Source organism: Acetobacterium sp., assembly GCF_036508315.1.
Taxonomy (GTDB): Bacteria; Bacillota; Clostridia; order Eubacteriales; family Eubacteriaceae; genus Acetobacterium.
Window position 1 is genome coordinate 17,260 of the sequence record NZ_DATCHP010000088.1, and the last position, 21,441, is coordinate 38,700.

Annotated in this window: 17 protein-coding genes and 5 tRNA genes; all 22 read left to right on the plus strand. The window is 40.5% G+C overall.

Annotation, left to right across the window (positions count from 1 at the left end; translation table 11 throughout):
* The first annotated feature begins 6 nt into the window (after window positions 1–6).
* Window positions 7–1,233 (plus strand): type II secretion system F family protein, encoded by a 1,227-nt coding sequence (locus VIK44_RS10510; protein ID WP_331553859.1) that lies wholly within the window; start codon window positions 7–9, stop codon window positions 1,231–1,233.
* A 62-nt stretch (window positions 1,234–1,295) separates the two neighbouring features.
* Window positions 1,296–1,961, plus strand: a complete 666-nt coding sequence (locus VIK44_RS10515) for a putative ABC transporter permease (protein WP_331553860.1) — start codon at window positions 1,296–1,298, stop codon at window positions 1,959–1,961.
* A gap of 264 nt (window positions 1,962–2,225) precedes the next feature.
* Window positions 2,226–3,416 carry an FprA family A-type flavoprotein gene (locus VIK44_RS10520; protein ID WP_331553861.1) on the plus strand — a complete coding sequence of 397 codons (1,191 nt, stop codon included), beginning with the start codon at window positions 2,226–2,228 and terminating at the stop codon, window positions 3,414–3,416.
* A 36-nt stretch (window positions 3,417–3,452) separates the two neighbouring features.
* Complete coding sequence (gene mnmA, locus VIK44_RS10525) at window positions 3,453–4,529, plus strand: tRNA 2-thiouridine(34) synthase MnmA (protein ID WP_331553862.1); 1,077 nt, start codon at window positions 3,453–3,455, stop codon at window positions 4,527–4,529.
* 194 nt (window positions 4,530–4,723) lie between these two features.
* Window positions 4,724–6,769, plus strand: coding sequence for a hypothetical protein (locus VIK44_RS10530; RefSeq protein ID WP_331553863.1), 2,046 nt, complete (start codon window positions 4,724–4,726; stop codon window positions 6,767–6,769).
* A 36-nt stretch (window positions 6,770–6,805) separates the two neighbouring features.
* Window positions 6,806–7,489 (plus strand): response regulator transcription factor, encoded by a 684-nt coding sequence (locus VIK44_RS10535; RefSeq protein ID WP_331553864.1) that lies wholly within the window; start codon window positions 6,806–6,808, stop codon window positions 7,487–7,489.
* Entirely contained in the window at window positions 7,476–8,786 is a 1,311-nt protein-coding gene (locus VIK44_RS10540; RefSeq protein WP_331553865.1) for a sensor histidine kinase, read from the plus strand. The genes VIK44_RS10535 and VIK44_RS10540 overlap by 14 nt, the downstream gene beginning before the upstream one ends.
* Before the next feature lie 203 nt (window positions 8,787–8,989).
* Window positions 8,990–11,191: an ATP-dependent helicase gene (locus VIK44_RS10545; RefSeq protein WP_331553866.1), complete on the plus strand. Its 2,202-nt coding sequence runs from the start codon at window positions 8,990–8,992 to the stop codon at window positions 11,189–11,191.
* A gap of 37 nt (window positions 11,192–11,228) precedes the next feature.
* Entirely contained in the window at window positions 11,229–13,220 is a 1,992-nt protein-coding gene (ligA, locus tag VIK44_RS10550; protein WP_331553867.1) for an NAD-dependent DNA ligase LigA, read from the plus strand.
* A gap of 46 nt (window positions 13,221–13,266) precedes the next feature.
* The gene (gene gatC, locus VIK44_RS10555; RefSeq protein WP_331553868.1) at window positions 13,267–13,554 is read left to right on the plus strand and encodes an Asp-tRNA(Asn)/Glu-tRNA(Gln) amidotransferase subunit GatC; all 288 of its coding nucleotides are present in this window, start codon (window positions 13,267–13,269) and stop codon (window positions 13,552–13,554) included.
* A gap of 9 nt (window positions 13,555–13,563) precedes the next feature.
* Entirely contained in the window at window positions 13,564–15,036 is a 1,473-nt protein-coding gene (gene gatA, locus VIK44_RS10560; RefSeq protein WP_331553869.1) for an Asp-tRNA(Asn)/Glu-tRNA(Gln) amidotransferase subunit GatA, read from the plus strand.
* A 3-nt stretch (window positions 15,037–15,039) separates the two neighbouring features.
* Window positions 15,040–16,476 (plus strand): Asp-tRNA(Asn)/Glu-tRNA(Gln) amidotransferase subunit GatB, encoded by a 1,437-nt coding sequence (gene gatB / locus VIK44_RS10565; RefSeq protein ID WP_331553870.1) that lies wholly within the window; start codon window positions 15,040–15,042, stop codon window positions 16,474–16,476.
* A 41-nt stretch (window positions 16,477–16,517) separates the two neighbouring features.
* Window positions 16,518–17,267, plus strand: coding sequence for a ribonuclease PH (gene rph, locus VIK44_RS10570; protein WP_331553871.1), 750 nt, complete (start codon window positions 16,518–16,520; stop codon window positions 17,265–17,267).
* 8 nt (window positions 17,268–17,275) lie between these two features.
* Window positions 17,276–17,872: an RdgB/HAM1 family non-canonical purine NTP pyrophosphatase gene (gene rdgB, locus VIK44_RS10575; RefSeq protein WP_331553872.1), complete on the plus strand. Its 597-nt coding sequence runs from the start codon at window positions 17,276–17,278 to the stop codon at window positions 17,870–17,872.
* Between the two features lie 288 nt (window positions 17,873–18,160).
* On the plus strand, window positions 18,161–18,646 hold the full coding sequence (locus VIK44_RS10580; protein WP_331553873.1) for a metallophosphoesterase: 486 nt from the start codon (window positions 18,161–18,163) through the stop codon (window positions 18,644–18,646).
* Window positions 18,647–18,769: 123 nt separating this feature from the next.
* Window positions 18,770–19,675, plus strand: a complete 906-nt coding sequence (locus VIK44_RS10585; protein WP_331553874.1) for an ABC transporter ATP-binding protein — start codon at window positions 18,770–18,772, stop codon at window positions 19,673–19,675.
* Between the two features lie 9 nt (window positions 19,676–19,684).
* Window positions 19,685–20,470, plus strand: coding sequence for an ABC transporter permease (locus tag VIK44_RS10590; protein ID WP_331553875.1), 786 nt, complete (start codon window positions 19,685–19,687; stop codon window positions 20,468–20,470).
* Between the two features lie 178 nt (window positions 20,471–20,648).
* Window positions 20,649–20,722, plus strand: a tRNA-Gly gene (locus tag VIK44_RS10595).
* Between the two features lie 25 nt (window positions 20,723–20,747).
* Window positions 20,748–20,824: transfer RNA gene (locus tag VIK44_RS10600), tRNA-Arg, on the plus strand.
* Between the two features lie 25 nt (window positions 20,825–20,849).
* Window positions 20,850–20,926, plus strand: a tRNA-His gene (locus tag VIK44_RS10605).
* 21 nt (window positions 20,927–20,947) lie between these two features.
* A tRNA-Gln gene (locus VIK44_RS10610) sits at window positions 20,948–21,023 on the plus strand.
* Window positions 21,024–21,317: 294 nt separating this feature from the next.
* Window positions 21,318–21,393, plus strand: a tRNA-Lys gene (locus VIK44_RS10615).
* Window positions 21,394–21,441 lie beyond the last annotated feature (48 nt).

The following is a 21,441-nucleotide window of genomic DNA, read 5'->3' on the forward strand; positions in this document are numbered from 1 at the left end:
GATCCCATGGATAAAACATTTGCCTATAAAGCAAAAGATTCCTTTGGTGAGACCATCAGCGGAAATCTTCAGGCCAAAACAAAACGGGAAGCGGCCATTTTTCTTCACAATCAAAACCTTTTGGTCCTGGAAATTACCGAAGAAAAGAAGGTCATGTTTAATTTAAACAGGGATTTGAGTTTTCGGATCATTAGGGTTAGAGCCAAAGATTTTAGCCGGTTTTGCAGACAGTTTCATATTATTCTCAGTGCCGGAGTTCCCATTGCCCGGTGTTTGGAGCTTCTCAGCGATCAGACAAAAGATCAGGGCTTTTCTAAGGATATCCTGGGAGTCGGCCGGCGAATACGATCCGGAGAAGGTCTTTCCCATGCCATGGCGGCTTATCCGAAATCTTTTCCGGCTCTTTTCGTTTTTATGGTTGAAGCCGGAGAAATCAGCGGTAATCTATCAGAAATCCTTTTGGGAATGGCTGAGCACTATGAAACCGAAGATAAAAATAGTCGTCAACTGCTCCAGGTTCTTTTTTATCCTTTCATTCTAGTGGTTGTAGCAGTATTAGTGGTATTTTTTCTTCTCACCAATGTGCTGCCAACCTTTGTAGCTATGTTTGAAGCCATGGATGCACCACTTCCGGAGCCAACTCGGATTCTTATGGGCTTGAGCCAAACATTAATTCAGGGCTGGCCCATGATGCTGCTTGGAATAGTGGGGTGCATCCTATTTATTGGAGTGGTACCGGAAATGCCCAGGGTGGCAATCGTTATGGATTTCATTAAAATCAGACTCCCGGGAATTGGAAGCTTTAATGGAAAACGGTGTCTGGTTATTTTATCAAAAACCCTGGCATTGCTGCTCAGAAGCGGGATTGATCTTCTATCGGCGCTGAATCGATTGGAGGGGGTCACACAAAATCGGTTGATCAAAAAAGAAGTGTTGATGCTTGCAAATAAGGTTTCAACTGGGTCAGGATTAGCCCAGGCTATGGAAGAAAGTGTGGTTTTTCCAAGTTTGTTTTGTCAGTTGGTCAATATTGGTGAAGTCTCAGGGTCATTACCAGAGGTATTGGAAAAAATTAATCTGATTTATGATGATGAGGTTAAAGACAGTATTAAATTAATGAGCACAGCAATCGAACCTTTAGTTCTCATGGTTTTGGGTGGGGCAGTGCTGTTCATATTAGCTGCCATAATGTTACCGGTTTTTGATATTTACACAGCATACTCAAGTATATAATGACGCAAAGTCAAAAAATCAATCTGATATTTACTAAATTTTCATTTTAAAGAGGAGAAACTATGAATAAAAAAGTCAAAAAATCATTTGCCTCAGGCATTGATTTTTACAAGCTGTTTTGGGTTTTTATGATTGGTTGTTTTTTAGGGGTGGTGGTTGAAACACTGTTTTGTTTAGTAACGAATGGATATATCCAAAGCCGCCAGGGAGTTATTTATGGGCCATTTAATCCGGTGTATGGTTTTGGAGCGGTGGTTTTAACACTGGTGCTTCATCCCATTACTAAGAAAAGGTGGTATGTCATTTTTCTTCTGAGCATGGTCTTAGGTGGTGGATTTGAGTTTATAAGCAGTTATATCCAGCAGTTAACAACCGGAACAATTTCCTGGCAATACAACCAGACGCCGTTAAATCTGGCGGGACGAACCAGTTTGAGATATTCGTTTTACTGGGGATTTTTGGGTCTTCTGTGGGTAAAGGAAATCTATCCGGGTCTATCCAAGTGGATTGAAAAAATTCCCGAAAAAATAGGGGCGATATTGACTTGGATACTTGTTGTTTTTATGGTGTTGAACATGAGCATATCTGCTTTAGCAGTGAATCGTTGGAACGAAAGAATTAATAACATCCCGGCAACAGGAGTGCTTGAAGAATTTTTAGATAATACTTATCCGAATAACTTTTTAGAACAAGTCTATCCAAATATGGTGCATGTGGGTCATCCTTGAAAAAATAAAAAAAGCACTGGATTTTTGGAATGTAATCGGTTATAATGAGCGCATGGTGTGAAAACGTTTTAATTTCCTTTCTTAATTTTCTTAAAAAAGAGGTGCTTCGAGTGCCTCTTTTTTTACGTTGTAAACTACCTCAGGATAAGCCGAATATAAGGTTAATGAACAGGGAAAACTTAATTGTCTATTTTTTGCTCTTGAATAATTTGGCAATTAAGGGTATATTTATGATTGTAAAATCCATAGAAAGTGGTGAAGAAAATGAACGCAGTAAAAATTAAAGAAGATGTTTTTTGGGTTGGAGTCAATGATTATATTACCACGCTTTTCGAAGAAATGTGGCCCATTGATCAGGAAGGCGTTTCCTATAACGCTTATGTCATTAATGATGAAAAAATTGCTGTTATTGACACAGTTAAATCCATTGAACAGGATGAATATATAGAAAAGATAAAATCAATCGTCGGGGATAAAAAAGTCGATTATTTGATTATAAACCATATGGAACCTGATCATTCAAGCGGAATTTCAGAGCTATTGTCCGTTTATCCGGACATGAAAATTATAGGAAATAAAAAAACATTTCCTATAATGAAGAACTTTTATAATATCGATAAAAACCTAGTTGAGGTATGTGACGGTGAAACCCTTTGTCTTGGGAAACATACCCTGCAGTTCTTCATGACGCCAATGGTTCATTGGCCGGAATCCATGGTAACCTACGATATTACCGATAAAATCCTTTTCTCAATGGATGTTTTCGGGAGCTTTAAAACCCCTGTTGGCAGTATCTTCGATGATGAAAATGATGTGCCGGCCTTTGAAGATTCCATCAGACGATATTTTTCATGTATTGTTGGAAAAGTAGCTGGACAAGCTTTGAAAGCCCTTGAAAAATTAGGTGGCCTTGACATTTGCACCATTTGTCCGGCTCATGGACTGATCTGGCGTTCAGACCCAGGTTATATCCTTGATATGTATGTAAAAATGAGTTCCAAAGTAACCGTGCCCGGGGTAGTCATTGCCTATGGTTCAATGTACGGATGCACACAACAATCAGCGGAAATTCTGGCAATTGCCTTAAAGAATGAAGGCGTTAAAGAGGTTGTGTTGTATAATGTATCAAAAACTGATATTTCCTATATTATTTCGGATATCTGGAAATACAAGGGTTTGCTCATGGGGGCACCTGCTTACTATGGTAAAATTTTCCCTAAGATGGCCAACCTTTTATACAAATTAACAGAAATAAGAGTGGACAATCATAAGGTTGGATTTTTTACTGACTTCAGCTGGAGCGGCGGTGCGGAAAAGAATTTCACTACCTTCATTGAAGAAGCAAAGGTTGATGTGATCAGCGATATCGTTAAGGTAAAAGGTACGCCGAATGAAGAAGATGTTTTAGCCCTTAATGCATTAGCTAAAAAATTGGCAGAAGAGTTGGCTAATTAAACAAGCAAAATATCCAACAGATGAGGAGAATCAAACATGAAAATCGTTGTAGGCATGTCAGGAGGGGTCGATTCCTCGGTTGCTGCACTCCTTTTAAAAGAACGTGGATATGAAGTCGTCGGCGTTTTTATGAAAAATTGGGAGGAAGAAGAAGAATCAGGTTTGTGTACCGCCACTGAGGATTATGATGATGTCAGACGTGTATGCGATGCCATTGATATTCCCTACTATACAGTCAATTTTGCCAAGGAATATTATGATTCTGTTTTTTCGTTTTTTCTGGAAGAATATAAAAAAGGCCGAACCCCTAACCCTGATGTAATGTGTAATCAGGAGATTAAATTCAATCGATTTTTGGATTATGCCATTAATGTGGTTGGTGGGGATTATCTGGCAACAGGGCATTATGCCCAAATCGATTTTGTGAATGAGCAATACCGTTTAAAACGGGCTTTTGACCATAACAAGGATCAAACCTATTTTCTCTGTCAGTTAGGACAGAAGGAACTTTCCAATGTGATGTTTCCTATTGGACATCTTTCAAAACAGGAAGTTCGTCGCATTGCGATTGAGAATAATTTGTCAACGGCAAAGAAAAAGGATTCTACCGGCATCTGTTTTATTGGAGAACGAAATTTTACCCAATTTCTGAGCCAGTACTTACCGGCACACCCTGGCAACATTGTGGATCTCGCCGGAAATGTAAAAGGCATCCATCAGGGTCTGATGTATTACACTCTGGGCCAACGAAAAGGTTTAGGAATTGGCGGTCAGGGAACTGGGGAACCATGGTTTGTTGTGCATAAGGATTTAGATAAAAATGAACTGGTGGTTGTCCAGGGGGATTCCCACCCAGCGCTTTATTCAAAATCCTTAGAAGCCACCGAAATGAGTTGGGTGGCAGGCGGGCCACCTGCAAACGAATTTAAATGTACGGCGAAATTCCGATATCGTCAGTCTGATCAAGGGGTTTCTGTTCATGTGACTGATGATCGACTTTTTGTGGCATTTGACGAACCACAAAAAGCGGTTACACCAGGTCAGGAGGTTGTTCTTTATCAGGGGAACATCTGTCTGGGCGGAGCAACCATTGATTGCGTGGAAATGATATAATCAACATTCTTAAAAAGTTAAAGAGCAGGCTGAATTTAGTTTGCTCTTTAATCTTTTTTTGAAAAAATCCGAAGTTTTATGTTAAACTATAGGTGGGACAATTATTACAATGGGCGGAAACTGTGAAGAAGCAGTTTTGCAAAACCTGTTTTAAAATTGTTTTTGAGCACAACTTATTGGGAGGATTGAGAGAAATGAAAAAGCCTTGTGAAAAATGCGAAAAAACGATCGGTTTTTTTGAACGAAGCTATAAGATAGAAAATGAAAAATTAGATATTAAATATGAAGCTCTTTGTAAAGATTGTCATGGGATTATCAAAAATGGGGTTGGCAAAATCGATGACATGGTTCAGTGGATGATGACTAACCTTAACAACAATAAGGATGTCCAGAAGAATGGCATGGATTCCATTGATGTCGACCTGCTTATCTTACTGGCGGTGGAAGCCCTTTTTTCAGTGGAACCTGACTTTTTTGATTCAAAAACAAGCTTAAATCAAACCATCATTAAACGTTCGGAAAACGGAACCATCGATAAACAAAAGGATATCGTCAGAATTGTTTATAAGATCCTGATTTATGGCTTTGAAGAAAAGTTAAAGGCGCTTGGTTTGCAAACAGTTCGGAATTTTATGGCATACATGATTCAAAACGAACTTTACCTTCAAGAAGTTGAAATAAATTGCGGAGAAGACGACGAACTCATTAAAGCTAATGTATTTATGAGTCGTAGGGGCCTGATCATTCAAACCATTGAAAGTCCGAACCTTATCTACATTCCAATTTCAAGAGAAACCCTGGTGGATTACCAGGTCGAAGCGTCTGAAATTATAAATGAAATAATTTTGAAAAATGTATATTATCATCAAGATAATATAAAACATGTTACCATCACTCTTTTGTCAGAAAAAACAATGTTTTCCATCGCCAACGCCTTGGATCGATTTAATCAGAAGACAGTAAAGCTTCAGGATAAGCTGAAAAAGGATAGCCTGGAATATTTTAACGACCGCGTACTGGAAGATATTGAAAAGCTCAAGCCCGGGGAATTCATTGAAGCCATTCATCTGGACTGTCTGCTTTTATGTATTGTTAAAAATCTCAAAAGTCAGAAAATGTTTTCACTGGAAGCGCTGTTTGATCCAAAGGGAACAACCATTGAGCTGCTTTGGGCCTATTACAGGCAGAATCTTCGCAACATGGGGATTGATAACGACGATAAAATTGTAACCTATCTGTTGAAAAACTGCCTTTACACCGAAGGATTCAGTGTAAAGCATGGAAATAAGGCCAGTGACACCGGCTGGGGATTTTTTACGACCAAGGGTTATATCATTTATTTCCAGCGAAGCCGACAGGTTTTCTTTGTCTATACCGAAACCTTCCCGAACGGGCTCTATCATCCTTGTAATCGGGTGACTTATGAAGGCAAACAATATCTCCAATTGATTATGAACAATGGCCGGAACCAGGAAGATGATTATCGCGACCTTGATGAGCTGATTTTCTACAGTGAAGAACCAGAAACCATTATTCAAATGGAACGATTTTTTGAGCGGCATAATCTTTATTTTCAAATGGAAAGCTTCTTAAAAAAACAAAAAGAGATTCAGGGGAAACGGGAAAAGTATTTAGAGGTAAGGCGTATTGTCAATCATATTTTTGCAGATCACGGATACTTGCCCTATTGTATTTATGATGAGTGGTATGTCATTCAAAAAGAACTCCAGAAAAGTGACCTCTTACTGAATAAAGTCATCGAAACTGGGGTTGGCCTGAGAAAAAATTATGCCCTTGGGACACTTAACTATGCCCCTAAAATCATTGAAGCATTTAATGAAGCGGCAATTGCCTGTCAGGAATCCCTGGATATCAATGAGGAATCAGTGGCAAAGGCTATTTTATGGGTTAGTTGGAATGAGGCTGTAACAGAAACCTTATCTGAAGAATGGGTGCGCATTGCCGGTGAAATATTAGAAAAAGGAGATAATACGCTTTCAGCCTTTTTCAGATATGTTAAATTAAAAAATATTGAGCCGGACAAGGTTTATTATATGGGCCTTTTCATTTATCATTTGATGGATCGCGGTATTTTGCCATCAGATAATTTTTTAGATAATTATGAAGGTGCAGTCAGAATCTTCCTGGAATGTCGCCGAGTTGTGGAAGAACCAAAAAATAAAGGCGATATGCTTCCGATGAATGAATTATTAGAAAAAGTTTTTCCGGCAGAAAAGTAATAAGAATTAATTTCAGGAAAAAGGAGTTGGAAATCGATGCGTGTTCTCTTGGTAGAAGATGAAAAGCCCCTGGCAGCTGCGCTTGGGAAAATCTTTGAAAAAAACAAAATCTTAGTGGATGTGGTTAACGATGGCATCGAGGGAAAACTTTTAAGTGAGAATGATGTTTATGATGTCATCATTCTTGATATTATGCTACCTGGCATGACCGGGTTGGAAATTCTCAGCGCTATTAGAGAATCCGGGAAAAATGTGCCTATTTTACTGTTAACCGCCATGGACAACACCCAGGATAAAGTCAATGGCCTTAACATGGGTGCGGATGATTATCTTGTAAAACCCTTTGACACCGAGGAATTAGTGGCAAGGGTTCGAGCCCTGGGGCGACGTCCCTGGGAAGTATATCAGGATAATGTGATTCATTTTGTAAATATATCCTTAAACATTAATACCGGCGAACTTTACGTGGATGGCAATTTAAATAAGCTAACTGCTAAAGAAGCCCAACTCTTGGAAATGTTTATCAGAAATCCGGGAATGACTATTTCCAAGGAACAGATTCTGGATCGTATTTGGGGCATTGAAAGTCTGGCCATGGAGAATAGTGTTGAAATTTATGTCCACTATTTAAGAAAAAAGCTGGATAAATCCAAGGTATACATTAAGACAATTCGGGGCTTAGGGTATGTGTTAAAGGAGAAGGAGAATGCCAAGCCTTAATAAACTAAGAATCAATCTTACATTAATGAACACGGGAGTCCTGATTGGGCTCCTCTTATTTATATCAATTTTTCTCTATGTGATACTCAGTATTGATATTGAAACAAATGAAAACAATAACCTTAAAATCTATTGCTCCCAGCTTGCAAATAATGTTGAATACCTTGAAAGGCAACAGAACAGTCAAAATGTCACGGAAGAAGAGAAGCAAGGCTATGCTGAATATACCCAAAGCCTTATTAAAAACAATATCTCCTATGCTATTTTCAATCAAAACTATAAGGTATTAGATAAATCACCTTCAATCCCGATGGAAGAAAATCAGCTCATTCAGATTGCTATTCATTATTTTAACGAAAACCGCGACCGTTACCTCATCAGCAATTATAAGAGTGGCGAAACGGACTATAAAGTCTGCACCTATATGGTGGTCAATAAAAATGGTGAATTGAAAATTATTCAAGCCATGAAAAATATGGAACCGGCACGAAATCTTCTGGACAATGCCTTTCGAATGATTGGCGTTACTGCACTGGTAGGGGCTTCCCTGTCTTTTTTAGGCGGTTATTTTTTATCAGGACGTTCCTTGATTCCCATTAAAAAGAATGTTAAACGGCAACAGGAATTTTTAGCAGATGCTTCCCATGAGCTCAGAACTCCCATTGCAGTGATTCAGACCAATCTTGAGGTTGTCAAGGCGTCTGGTGAAGAAACCGTAAATAGCCAGATGATCTGGGTGGACAATGCCTATGACGAGGTTAAGCGGATGCATCGCATTGTTGAGGATCTCATGTTTTTGGCCAGAGCGGATTGCGGGGATGTGGTTGTTTTCCGGGAACCCCTTGATTTGACTTATCTGATTAAGGATGTAACAGAAAAAATGGCACCCTTGGCTGGAAAAAAAGGGATCCATTTTATTAACACTCTGGAAGATGATTTAATCATGACCGGAGATGAAAAGCAGATCACCCAGCTGCTGGTTATCCTTTTGGATAATGCCATCAAGTACAGCAATGAGAACCAATCGATTCGAATGGTAGGAAAACGCACCACCCAGGGGCTAACCGTAGAGGTAAAGGACCAGGGCATTGGCATTCCGACCAATGAAATTGATCATGTATTTCAGCGGTTTTACCGGGTGGATAAGGCCCGTTCCCGAACTGAAGGTGGTACTGGCCTGGGTTTATCCATTGCCAGGTGGATTGTGGATGAGCATCACGGTGAAATTATCATTGAAAGTGAAGAAAATAAGGGGACAAAAGTAACCTTGAATTTTAATGGTGATGGGGGAAATTAAGCGAATGAATTTATTTCCCCGGAAAAATCGGGCCTTTATTGGCCCAGAAGCATTTATTCCCCATAAGGCAAGTTAGGATGAAAAACTGACGTTTCATTTTAACGAATGTCCTGGTTGAATCGTGAATAAATTCGGACGCAATGGACAAGGCTTTAAAAAGTTATTAGGAGATTAGGTTTAAAATTAAGGAAACTGGAGGATTTATGAGTTTATTAGACGGATTAAATAGTCGACAAAGAGAAGCAGCAGAAACCATTAACGGGCCTTTGCTCATATTAGCAGGGGCAGGATCTGGTAAAACACGAACCATTATCCACCGTATTGCCCATATTATAGAAACAGGCCAGGCATGGCCTTCCCAGATATTAGCCATTACCTTTACCAATAAGGCCGCCGGCGAAATGCGGGAACGTATTGCAAAAATGGAGATTGAAGACAGCAAGCGCATTTGGATGTCCACATTTCATGCGATGTGTGCCAGAATTATGCGAATTCACAGCCAATGGCTTGGATATGATGATAATTTTGTTATATACGATATGGATGATCAAAAACGTTTATATAAGACTCTGGTTAAGGAACTGGAATTAAATGATAAATATTATACCTACCAGTATGTTGGCAATGAGGTTTCAACGGCTAAAAATAATTTTGTGAGCCCGGAAGCCTATATCAAAGAAAATGCCGAAGATTACAGAAAAGAAAAAGTTGGCCTCTATTACAGGCGTTACCAGGAAAGTCTTAAGGCAAACAACGCCATGGATTTTGATGACCTTATCTATAATACTCTGGTATTATTTAAAGGCTTTCCGGAAATTCTTGAACAATATCAGAACAAATTCAAGTTTATATTGGTGGATGAATACCAGGATACAAATCACAGTCAATATGAGCTGGTTAATATGTTAGCCGCAAAATATAATAATCTTTGCGTTTGCGGCGATGATGATCAAAGTATTTATGGCTGGCGGGGAGCAGATATTAATAATATTCTTGATTTTGAAAAGGATTATAAGGGCGCGAAAATTATTAAGTTAGAAGAAAACTATCGCTCCACCCAAGTGATTTTAGATGGCGCCAACAGCGTTATCTCCAAGAATACCGGACGAAAAGAAAAAGCGTTGTGGACCAAAAACACCGGGGATGAAAAAATCATGATCTCTTCCTTTAATCAGGGGTATGATGAAGCCCGGTTTATTGTTGACGAAATCAAAACCACTGTCACCGAAGGGAATGGGATTTATGGCGATTTTGCTATTTTATATCGTACCAATGCCCAGTCCCGATTATTTGAAGAAGCCCTGATGCGTGAAGACCTCCCCTTCCAGCTCATTGGAGGTACCGGGTTTTACTCCAGGCTGGAAATTAAGGACGTCATTGCTTACCTGAATGTTTTAAGCAATCCTAAAGACAACATTGGATTCCTGCGAATAGTCAATGTACCTAAACGCGGTATCGGTGCCGCAACCATTGATAAAATCGGAGAATATGCAGCATTTAAGAGTTTCAGCCTCATGGAAGCCTTTCATCATGTGGAAGAAATACCAGAACTGAGTCCCAGTGTCAGAAATAAAGTAAGGGCCTTTAGTGAGTTAATGACTGAACTTTCTGAACTGAAGACAGATGCCAGTTTGAGTGCGCTCATTACCGGGGTAATCGAAAAATCCGGTTATATTGAAATGCTGGAGCTTGGGAAAATGGATAAGGGTGAAAGCCGTTTAGAAAATCTCCAGGAATTGGTATCTTCTGCCACTGAATTTGAAAAGAACAGTGATGATCAAAGCTTGAGTGCTTACCTAGAAACGGTTGCTTTATCCTCAGAAACCGACAAATATGATGGGGATGAAGGAAAAGTGCTTTTAATGACGTTGCATAATGCTAAAGGACTGGAATTCCCAATCGTGTTTTTACCAGGTCTGGAAGAAGGGATATTCCCCCATGGTCGGGCCATGGACTCTCCGGATGAAATTGAAGAAGAACGCCGGATCTGCTATGTGGGGATTACCCGTGCCATGAAACGTCTTTACATTTCATGGGCCGCAGAACGAAATCTCTATGGCAGGAAACAACTCCAGGCACCATCCCGTTTTCTTAAAGAAATCCCCGAAGAGGTTTGTGTTGAAAATAAGCAGCGCTATGAACGAAAGCCTGAGATTGACAGCCAGGAATCGAGAAAGAAAAAAACATTTTCCGAACGGGTTATTCAATCAAAGGTTGCCATCAGAAGGCGATCTTCCCATGCGATCAGACATATAACAGAAAATAGTTTCGGGTTAAGTGACAAGGTTCGGCATAAGAAATTTGGTGTCGGCACTGTGGTTGAAGTTAAAAACAATATGATTTCCGTTGCGTTTCCCGGGGTCGGTATTAAAAAAATGGATCCTGGATTTGTGGAAAAAGCTTAAAACAAAAATAGGGTTTTAAAAAGATTGGAAATAACGAATGGATATTACCAAAATAGATCAGTTGAGAAAAGAAATTGAATCACATAATCGTGCCTATTATATTGAAGATGCCCCGAAAATATCGGATTATGATTATGACAAGCTCATGCAGGCACTCATTGAGCTTGAAACCCGGCATCCTGAACTGATAACGACCGATTCCCCAACCCAGCGGGTAGGGGGCACACCATCAGAAGGCTTTGAAAAAGTGACCTATACCCGACCAAAGCTCAGCTTAAGTAATGCTTTTGATCCAGGGGATCTCAGAGACTTTGACCGACGGGTTCGTCAAACCTGTCCTGAAGCAACCTATGTGGTGGAATATAAGTTTGATGGTTTAACGGTTGTTCTTAATTATGAGGATGGCCTTTTTGTTCGAGGAGCGACTCGGGGAGATGGGGAGGTTGGAGAAAATGTAACATCCAATCTTAAAACTGTCCGAACCATTCCTCTTCGACTAAAAGAGGCAGTCACACTGGAAGTTCGTGGTGAAGTTTTTATGGGGAAAAAAGATTTTGAAGATTTAAATCATCGCCGGTTATTGGAAAATGAAACTGTTTTTGCCAATCCCAGAAATGCTGCTGCAGGTGCGATTCGTCAGCTTGATTCAAAGCTCACGGCATCACGGCCTCTGGATATTTTTATCTTCAATCTGGAAACCCCGGAAAATCTCGGGCTAAAAACCCATACCCAGGCGCTGGCTTATTTAAAAGAGTTAGGATTTAAAACCAGCCAGGTCAAAGAATTCAGTGATATTGAAGATATTATTAATTACCTGAGCATCATGGAAGTGGAGCGCAGAAATCTTCTGTTTGAAATTGATGGGTTAGTGATTAAAGTGGACAACCTGGAACAGCGTGAACTTTTAGGGAATACCACCAAAAGTCCCCGCTGGGCCATTGCCTATAAATTTTCGCCGGATCAGGCAGAGACCATATTAAACGGGATTACTGTTCAGGTAGGCAGAACAGGGGCATTAACTCCTGTGGCAGAGCTTGATCCTGTAACTCTGGCAGGATCTGTCATCGCCCGGGCAACCCTTCATAACGAAGATAATATAAGGGACAAGGACATTCGCATCGGAGACTATGTAGTCATTCAAAAAGCGGGTGATGTCATTCCTGAAGTTGATCATGTTGTTTTTGAAAAACGCACCGGAAAAGAAGTGGCTTTCAAAATGCCCAGGACCTGTCCTGCCTGCGGAGAACCAACCTTTCGGATTGAAGGGGAGGCGGTTACAAAATGCGTGAATATGGCCTGTCCGGCACAGGTTTTTCGAAAGCTGATTCACTTTACCTCCCGGGATGCCATGAACATTGAAGGATTGGGCCCTGGTGTGCTGCGATTACTTATCGATAAAAATCTCGTGGCTAATCCCGTTGATATCTATCATCTTTCTGAAAAAAAAGAGGTGTTGGTAACGCTGGAAAAGCTAGGGGAAAAATCCGTTGAAAAGCTTCTGGCGGCCATTGAAGATTCGAAGAATAGAGAATTATCACGAGTTATCTATGGTTTGGGGATTCCCCTGGTTGGTGCCAGAGGCGCCAAGGTTCTGGCAGAGCATTTTAAATCCATGGATGCCCTTAGTCGTGCAGAGATAGAGGAATTAAAAACAATTTTCGATATTGGCGAAAAAATGGCCACTGAAATTGTTGATTTTTTTAAAACCCCTAAAAATATTGCAATTATTAAGGGACTTCAAGCAAACGGTCTTAATATGATCCAGGAAAGTAAGACGGTATCCCAAAGTCTTCAGGGAAAAACATTTGTGCTTACCGGAACACTGCCAACCCTGGAGCGCCGTGAAGCGACGGCACTTATTGAAGCCAATGGCGGAAAAGTATTCACCAGCGTCAGTAAAAAAACAGATTATGTATTAGCCGGAGAAGAACCAGGATCCAAACAGACAAAAGCCCGGGAATTGGGCATAACAATCATAGATGAAAACCAGTTTTTATCCCTTGTCAACAATGGCGATTCTGATTTATAATAAGAGGTAATTTTGAACCGAATATGATTGTGAGAAAGGAAATAATATGAGTTTAACACGAGAAGATGTTACCTACGTGGCAAATCTTGCCCGTTTAGAATTTACAGCCGACGAAGTAACAGCCCTGGCGGATCAACTGGGTGCTGTACTTGATTATGCCCAAACCCTCAGTGAGCTGGATACCTCAAAGGTCAAAGCCACCGAACATGTTTTGGAATTAAAAAATGTTTTCAGGGAGGACGTGGTAAAACCATGTTTAACCAATGAACAGGCTCTGGCCAATGCACCAGATAGCGAAGCCGGGTGCTTTAAAGTTCCCCGGGTTATGGAATAGGAGGCAAAAATGGAATTAAGTCAAAAAACAATACATGAAATAAATGACCTTCTAAAGAAAAAAGAAGTTACCGTCACCGAGGTGACCCAGGCAGTGGTTAACCGTATTGATGCGGTAGAAGGTTCAACCGATGCCTATTTAAGAGTTCAAGCTGAGAAAGCCTTACGCGATGCAAAGGTTGTGGATGAAAAGCTTAAAGCGAGAAAAAAGAAGAGTCCACTGGAGGGGATTCCCTATGGACTCAAAGATAACCTTTGTACCCAGGGAATTTTAACCACCTGTGCTTCAAAAATGCTGTATAATTTTATTCCCCCTTATAATGCCCATGTCTATGATCTTCTCATTGAAGAAGGTGGAGTTTTGTTAGGAAAAACCAATATGGATGAGTTTGCCATGGGGTCTTCCACAGAAAACTCAGCCTATAAAATCACTAAGAATCCCTGGGATTTAGCCAAGGTTCCCGGTGGCTCCAGTGGCGGTTCAGCGGTTGCGGTTGCGTCGGACACTGCCTTTTTTACCCTTGGTTCAGATACTGGTGGATCCATTCGTCAGCCGGCATCCTTTTGTGGTGTGGTGGGAATGAAGCCTACCTACGGTTTAGTATCGCGTTATGGTTTAGTAGCTTTTGCATCCTCATTGGATCAAATTGGACCATTTACCAAAGACGTGGAAGATTGCGCTCTGGTTCTGAATGCCATTGTCGGTCACGATGAAAAAGACACAACCTCATTAAAAATCGAGAAAAAGGATTATACCAAAAACCTGAAACAAGGGGTAAAGGGTCTTCGAATCGGGGTTGCCCAAGCCTTCTTTGGAGAAGGTCTTCAGCCAGAGGTCCGCAAAAGTCTTGAAGATGCCATTGCTGTTTACAAGGCCATGGGTGCCGAAATAGTGGATGTATCTTTCCAATATTTGGATTATGCTCTTTCCGCCTATTACCTGATTTCATCTGCCGAAGCCAGCTCTAATCTGGCCCGTTACGATGGGATTCGCTATGGTTACCGGGCCGAAGAATATGATGGTTTGGTGGATCTTTATCGTAAAACCCGCAGTCAGGGCTTTGGGGAAGAAGTAAAACGTCGCATCATGCTGGGAACCCATGCCCTCAGCTCAGGTTATTACGATGCCTATTATAAGAAAGCCATGCAGGTAAGAACCCTTATCAAAGAAGATTTTGAACAAGTCTTTGGGGGATGCGATGTTCTTTTAACACCGACATCACCAACCACCGCCTTTGGTATCGGAGAAAAAACCAGTAACCCACTGGAAATGTACCTCACTGATATTTACACCGTTCCGGTGAATATTGCCGGAATCCCGGGGATCTCAATTCCCTGCGGTTTGGATAATGGCGGAATGCCCATTGGCATGCAACTTTTAGGCCCTGTTTTAAGTGAAAAAACCATTTTAAAAGCGGCCTGGGCGTTTGAGAATGAAACCAATTTTAAAAATCTAAAAGCACCACTGGGAAGGGAGGTCTAAACCATGGAATATGAAATTGTTATTGGCATGGAAATCCATGTTGAGCTGGGGACCAAATCAAAAATATTTTGCTCCTGTCCCACCGAGTTTGGGGCAGAAGAAAACACCCATACCTGTCCTGTTTGTCTGGGAATGCCGGGAGTGCTCCCTGTTTTAAACGAAAAGGTTGTGGAGTATGCCACAAGAGCGGGATTAGCTCTGAATTGTGAAATTGCTCACTACAGTAAAATGGATCGAAAAAATTATTTCTATCCGGATTTACCGAAAGCTTATCAAACCTCCCAGTTTGACCTTCCTATCTGCACCGGCGGTGTCATAGAAATTGAAGTGGATGGTATTAAAAAAGACATTGGGATTACCCGTATCCATATAGAAGAAGATGCCGGAAAGCTTCTTCATGAATCAGCTGAGGGCACCTTAGTCGATGTGAATCGCTGCGGCGTGCCACTGGTGGAAATTGTATCAGAGCCTGACTTGCGCAGTGCCGAGGAAGCTAAAACATTTGCCGAAAAGGTCCGAAATATTTTAGAATATACAGGGGTTTCAGACTGTAAAATGCAGGAAGGTTCGATGCGATTTGATGTGAATATTTCCATGAGGGAAAAAGGAGAAACTGTTTTAGGAACCCGTACCGAAATGAAAAACCTTAACTCCTTTCGTGCTTTAGTCCGTGCGGTTCATTATGAAAGCAAGCGACAAATTGTTGAGTTGAAAAAGGGCCATGTCATTATCCAGGAAACCAGAAAATGGGATGATACCAAAGGCGCTTCCTCATCACTTCGAAGCAAAGAAGAAGCCCATGATTATCGCTACTTCCCGGAACCGGATCTGGTACCCATTATTATTGAAGAAGACTATATTGCAAAAATAAAGGCAGCATTACCCGAACTGCCAGAGGCGAAAAAACACCGTTATATCAAGGAATATAAACTTCCAGAATACGATGCCGGGGTACTCACGGCCACTGGTGTTCTGGCAGCTTTTTTTGAAGAGGCGGTGGGGCTTTATAATGAACCAAAACAAATATCAAACTGGTTAATGGTTGAAATTCCACCCTTACTAAAAGAAAAAGAATTAGCCATGGAAAACATTTCAATTACGCCGATTCAACTGGTAGAACTTTTAAAATTGGTTAAAAATAACACCATAAGCGGAACCAGCGGTAAAGAGGTATTAAAAGAAATGTTTAATACCGGGAAAAATCCCGAAGATATTGTCAAAAAACAGGGTCTTGCCCAAATGAGCGATACGGTCGAATTGGAAGCCATCATTGAAAAAATTGTGACAGCCAATCCGAAATCCGTTGAAGACATTGGATCAGGAAATGAAAAAGCCTATGGATTCCTTACCGGACAGGTCATGAAGGCCACCAAAGGTCAGGCAAATCCAACAGTAGCCAATGAAATCATTCGCGCTGTGGTTAAGAAACACCTGGGATAATAACAGTTCCAATAATCGAATCAAGAAAAGAGAAATAATATATGGAAAACTTAGACGAAATAAAGGGTGACTATAAACGCATCGATGGCCGAAGAAAAGACGAACTGCGCCCAATCAAAGTGACCCGAAATTTTATTAAACATGCTCAGGGCTCAGTGCTCGTTGAAGTGGGCGACACCAAGGTCATCTGTACAGTCATGATTGAAGAAAAGGTGCCATATTTTTTAAAGGGACAGAAACAGGGATGGATTACCGCTGAGTATGAAATGCTGCCAGGCTCAACCAACACCAGAAAAAGCCGGGACAGAAATCGCGGGAAAATTGATGGACGAACCATGGAAATCCAACGATTAATCGGTCGCAGCCTGCGATCCATTGTTGATTTGAAAAAACTCGGAGAACGCACCCTATGGGTGGATTGTGACGTTATCCAGGCTGATGGAGGAACCCGGACCGCTGCCATTACAGGCGCTTTTATGGCACTTCATGATGCACTGTCGGGTTTAGTTGCCCAGGGTGTGATTAAAGAATTGCCGATTACCAATTTTGTGGCGGCTACCAGTGTGGGAATTCATCAGGGCGAAGTAATCATTGACCTGTGTTATGAAGAGGATTCAAACGCCGAGGTTGATATGAATATGGTCATGACCATAGACGGTGAAATCATAGAAATTCAAGGCACCGGAGAAGAACGGCCTTTTAAAAAGGAAGAGTTGCAAAAGCTTTTAGCCCTGGGAGAAGAAGGTATTAAGGAGCTCATTGCTTTTCAAAAAAAGGAATTGTCACTATAGGAGTATGTATGAAAACTATTTTACTTGCCACAGGAAACCAGAAGAAGGCCAAAGAAATAAAAGCTTTACTGGATAACGTCTTTGACGTTGTGACGATGAAGGATTTTGGAATAGACATTGACATTATCGAGGATGGTTTGACCTTTGAAGAAAATGCCCTTATTAAAGTTCGGGCATTAAAGCCTTTTGTAAAAGGAAAAGATATTATTCTAATGGGGGATGACTCCGGGTTATCCGTAGATTTTCTGGACGGAGCACCGGGAATTTATTCAGCCCGTTATGCCGGAGAAGATGTGGACGATGCTGCCAACAATCAAAAACTGTTGGAAGTCATGAAAGAGGTGCCAAAGGAAAAACGAGGAGCGTCTTTTATAACGGCAATTGCCATTATATTTCCTGACGGCCATGAGATTATCTGCCGTGGTGAGGTTCAGGGAACAATTGCCTTTGATTATTGCGGCAAAGGTGGTTTTGGTTATGATCCGTTGTTCATTCACCGGTCGACAGGAAAATCTTTCGCAGAAATGACTAAGGAAGAGAAAAACAGATTGAGCCATCGCGCAGCCGCAGTGGCAAAGACAAAAATCTTTCTTCTGGACGAATAGCTAGGTAATTGCGAAAGTACCGTGAGCTTCGCTGCCTGTTTACATGAAACAATTTTTCCACTATACGTCGTACAGTTCGTTGAACTGTTCGCCTATACGTTACAAAATTGTTTTCGCGAAGGCAACGAGCCAATCACAAGCTCGCTTGTAGTTGGCGACTGCCCGCGAACCATCAGAAATTCGCAAAGCGATTTCTGATGGTTTTGAAAACTGGCATCAAAGCAATTTACGGTTGTGTTTATGCATTTAGCAAATACTTATAGGATTAAAAGAGTTAAGGAGAGAATCATGAAAGTTGGAGTGGTCAGTGACAGTCATGGAAATTTAACGGCTCTGAAAAAAGCACTTGATCAAATGGGAGCCGTGGATGTGATCATACACCTGGGGGACTATGTTGAAGATGCGTTACATCTGCGCACACTGACAAATATTCCCATTCATATTCTTAAAGGCAACATGGATCGGTATTCGGAAGATGGCAGTTTTTTTTTAGTAACCACCATTGGTGGGTTTAACTTTTTTGCCACCCATGGACATCACTACGGGGTCAAAAACAGTGTCGAGCAGGTTTATCATGCAGGGCTTAAAAAAAACGCTCAGGTGATTCTTTTTGGGCACACCCATAAGGCCTGTGTTTACGATGATGGACAAATTTTAATTATGAACCCCGGGTCAGTTGGGGCACCACGAATGGGGGATCCAGAAAGTTACGGGCTGATTACCACCACCAAAGACGGTGATATTAAGGGCAAAATCTTTCCGCTTTCGGACTAAAAACGGTAATGCTATAAAAGTAAAAATAAGTTTAAATCTCTTTAAAATAGTCCAGAACTTTTAACTGAAAGTTCTGGACTATTTTGGAACAATGAAACAAAAAATGAGAAAGGGAGGCAGCATATGCTGAGTATTATTAATGTATCAAAGACCTATCAGCGAGGAAATAAAGAGGCCTTAAAAAATATAAATTTAGATATTATGGAAGGGGAATTTACAGCCTTGCTGGGACAAAATGGTGCCGGGAAAAGCACTTTAATTAATGTGCTGGCAGGTAATGTGAAAAAGACAAAGGGTACTGTGAAAATCGGAGGGTATGACATTGATAAAAATGAGCTTGATACAAAAAAAATCATTGGTATTGTGCCACAGGATACAGGCTACGACTTTATATTTACCGTTGATGAAGCTCTAAAAAAACAATCCGGTTACTTCGGGATAAAGAATAATCAGGAATATATTGATGAGCTTCTGGAGGCTCTGTATTTAACTGAAAAAAGAAGTGCCAGGTTACGAGATCTTTCCGGGGGGATGCGAAGACGATTTTTAATAGCCAAGGCCCTTGTTCATAAACCAAAAATCCTCATTCTAGATGAGCCTACTGCTGGAGTCGATATTGAAATGCGGCATACTTTGTATGATTTTTTAATTAATCTGCATCAATCGGGAACGACAATCATACTCACAACCCATTATATTGAAGAAGCAGAAAAACTGTGTAAGCGAATTGTTATCATCGATGGCGGCAGGATAATTGCAGATGAGCCGAAGGAGAAGTTGATGGAGACTTTTTCCAGGGAAATTGTGGTTGAAATTCATTTCGATTCTGAACTGAAACTTGCTGATTTTGAGTTTTTAAAAGAATATCACCCTCAAATAGAGGAAAAAACAAATCTGAAACTTAAGGTTTTAAGAAAAGATTTGTCAAAAGTCTTTCAAAAGCTATCAATGAAAAATATGGCGTTTACCGATCTCATTGTCGAAAAACCAAAACTGGAAGATATTTATTTAGATATTATTAATCATTAGGAGATACGTATGAAAAGAAGTTTTATATTTTATAACAGAACAGGTTTTATAACCCTTTTAAACAGAGAAATTCACCGGTTTATGAAGGTTCCGGTCCAGACGGTTCTTGCTCCTCTAATTACGAACATTCTTTATTTGGCTATTTTCGGTGGAATGCTGCAAACAAGGCAGGTTGGCATTGATGGGGTAAACTATCTTCACTTTCTCGTGCCGGGTTTAGCGACAATGGGAGCAATTTTTGCCTCCTTTCAAAATCCGGCGTTTTCAATCATCTCTCAAAAATTTCAGAATACAATTCAGGATTTGAATAGCTATCCCATATCCAATATTGAAAAAATTCTGGCGTTTGTTTTTGGAGGAATGTTTCGAGGTGTTTTGGTGGGGTTGCTGACCTATGCTGCAACTATTTTCTTTGTTGGTTATGAAATTGAATATCCGTTATTTTTCATTCTGGCATTGACTGCAACATCTTTTGTTTTTGCGTCAATTGGTTTAATATGTGGCCTTATGTTAGATAATTTTGAGAAAATGAATTTTGTACTGGCAATCGTTATTACGCCACTTACCTATTTGGGAGGTGTGTTTTTCGAGGTTTCTAAGCTACCCGGTTTATTATCCAGTATTAAGTACATCAACCCGATCTATCCTCTGGTAAATATTGCAAGATATGCTTATATCGGTGCTTGTGAAGGCAATATCTACATACATGTTCTTATAACGGCTGCTTTGATCATCAGTTCATTTTTAATTGCAGCGCACATATTTAAGAAAGGCATTGGGATTAAAACTATGTAATCGGCTTTTTTTATTTTTTATTTATATAAGCCGGACAAGTTGAGCAAAGTAAAGAATAAAAGAACAAAACAAAGTATAAAACAAAGCACAAAACATAAGAAGAAAGACTAAATAAAAAAACACCTTGACAATAATTGTCATTTCAAGTATACTAACACTTGTCTCTAAGTGAGGCATTGCGGGTGTAGCTCAGTGGTAGAGCCCTAGCCTTCCAAGCTTGTCGCGAGGGTCCGATTCCCTTCACCCGCTCCATTTTTTTTTGTAAAGAACATTTTGAGCGCCTGTAGCTCAGTAGGATAGAGCAACGGCCTTCTAAGCCGTGTGCCAGAGGTTCGAATCCTCTCAGGCGCACCATTTCAGACTAAGGTTTAACATTATGGTGGGTATAGTTCAATCGGTTAGAGCGCCAGATTGTGATTCTGGATGTTGTGGGTTCGAGTCCCATTATCCACCCCATTTTATACTATGATTTGTCTTAGGGGTATGGCCAAGTCGGTAAGGCACAAGATTTTGATTCTTGCATGCGTAGGTTCGAGTCCTGCTACCCCTGCCAATTTCAATTAATTGGAAGTACCCGATAATTTAATATTTTATATGACCCATTAGCTCAGTTGGTATACGTAGAGAACCCAAATTTTATATTTGGTGTGAATCACTTAGTCAGGCAAACTTGAGTATCACGCAATTACATGAAGACAAATTACAATTTAATATTTTATATGACCCATTAGCTCTTGTTGGTATAAGTAGAGAACCCAAATTTTTCATTTGGTGTGAATCACTTAGTCAGGCAAACTTGAGTATTACACAATTCTTTGAAGACACAAAATAATTTAATATTTTATATGACCCATTAGCTCAGTTGGTAGAGCATCTGACTTTTAATCAGGGTGTCGGGCGTTCGAGCCGCCCATGGGTCACCAACTTAATTATTATAACCACACATTGTTGTGGTTTTTTTCTTTTTTTGA

Bases quoted from the DNA above. Each gene is read 5' to 3' on its own strand.
- VIK44_RS10510 (WP_331553859.1), top strand. From the start codon at position 7: ATGGATAAAACATTTGCCTATAAAGCAAAAGATTCCTTTGGTGAGACC.
- gatA (WP_331553869.1), top strand. From the start codon at position 13,564: ATGGAATTAAGTCAAAAAACAATACATGAAATAAATGACCTTCTAAAG.
- rdgB (WP_331553872.1), top strand. From the start codon at position 17,276: ATGAAAACTATTTTACTTGCCACAGGAAACCAGAAGAAGGCCAAAGAA.
- ligA (WP_331553867.1), top strand. From the start codon at position 11,229: ATGGATATTACCAAAATAGATCAGTTGAGAAAAGAAATTGAATCACAT.
- VIK44_RS10530 (WP_331553863.1), top strand. From the start codon at position 4,724: ATGAAAAAGCCTTGTGAAAAATGCGAAAAAACGATCGGTTTTTTTGAA.
- rph (WP_331553871.1), top strand. From the start codon at position 16,518: ATGGAAAACTTAGACGAAATAAAGGGTGACTATAAACGCATCGATGGC.
- gatB (WP_331553870.1), top strand. From the start codon at position 15,040: ATGGAATATGAAATTGTTATTGGCATGGAAATCCATGTTGAGCTGGGG.
- VIK44_RS10515 (WP_331553860.1), top strand. From the start codon at position 1,296: ATGAATAAAAAAGTCAAAAAATCATTTGCCTCAGGCATTGATTTTTAC.
- VIK44_RS10540 (WP_331553865.1), top strand. From the start codon at position 7,476: ATGCCAAGCCTTAATAAACTAAGAATCAATCTTACATTAATGAACACG.
- VIK44_RS10535 (WP_331553864.1), top strand. From the start codon at position 6,806: ATGCGTGTTCTCTTGGTAGAAGATGAAAAGCCCCTGGCAGCTGCGCTT.
- mnmA (WP_331553862.1), top strand. From the start codon at position 3,453: ATGAAAATCGTTGTAGGCATGTCAGGAGGGGTCGATTCCTCGGTTGCT.
- VIK44_RS10585 (WP_331553874.1), top strand. From the start codon at position 18,770: ATGCTGAGTATTATTAATGTATCAAAGACCTATCAGCGAGGAAATAAA.
- gatC (WP_331553868.1), top strand. From the start codon at position 13,267: ATGAGTTTAACACGAGAAGATGTTACCTACGTGGCAAATCTTGCCCGT.
- VIK44_RS10590 (WP_331553875.1), top strand. From the start codon at position 19,685: ATGAAAAGAAGTTTTATATTTTATAACAGAACAGGTTTTATAACCCTT.
- VIK44_RS10580 (WP_331553873.1), top strand. From the start codon at position 18,161: ATGAAAGTTGGAGTGGTCAGTGACAGTCATGGAAATTTAACGGCTCTG.
- VIK44_RS10520 (WP_331553861.1), top strand. From the start codon at position 2,226: ATGAACGCAGTAAAAATTAAAGAAGATGTTTTTTGGGTTGGAGTCAAT.
- VIK44_RS10545 (WP_331553866.1), top strand. From the start codon at position 8,990: ATGAGTTTATTAGACGGATTAAATAGTCGACAAAGAGAAGCAGCAGAA.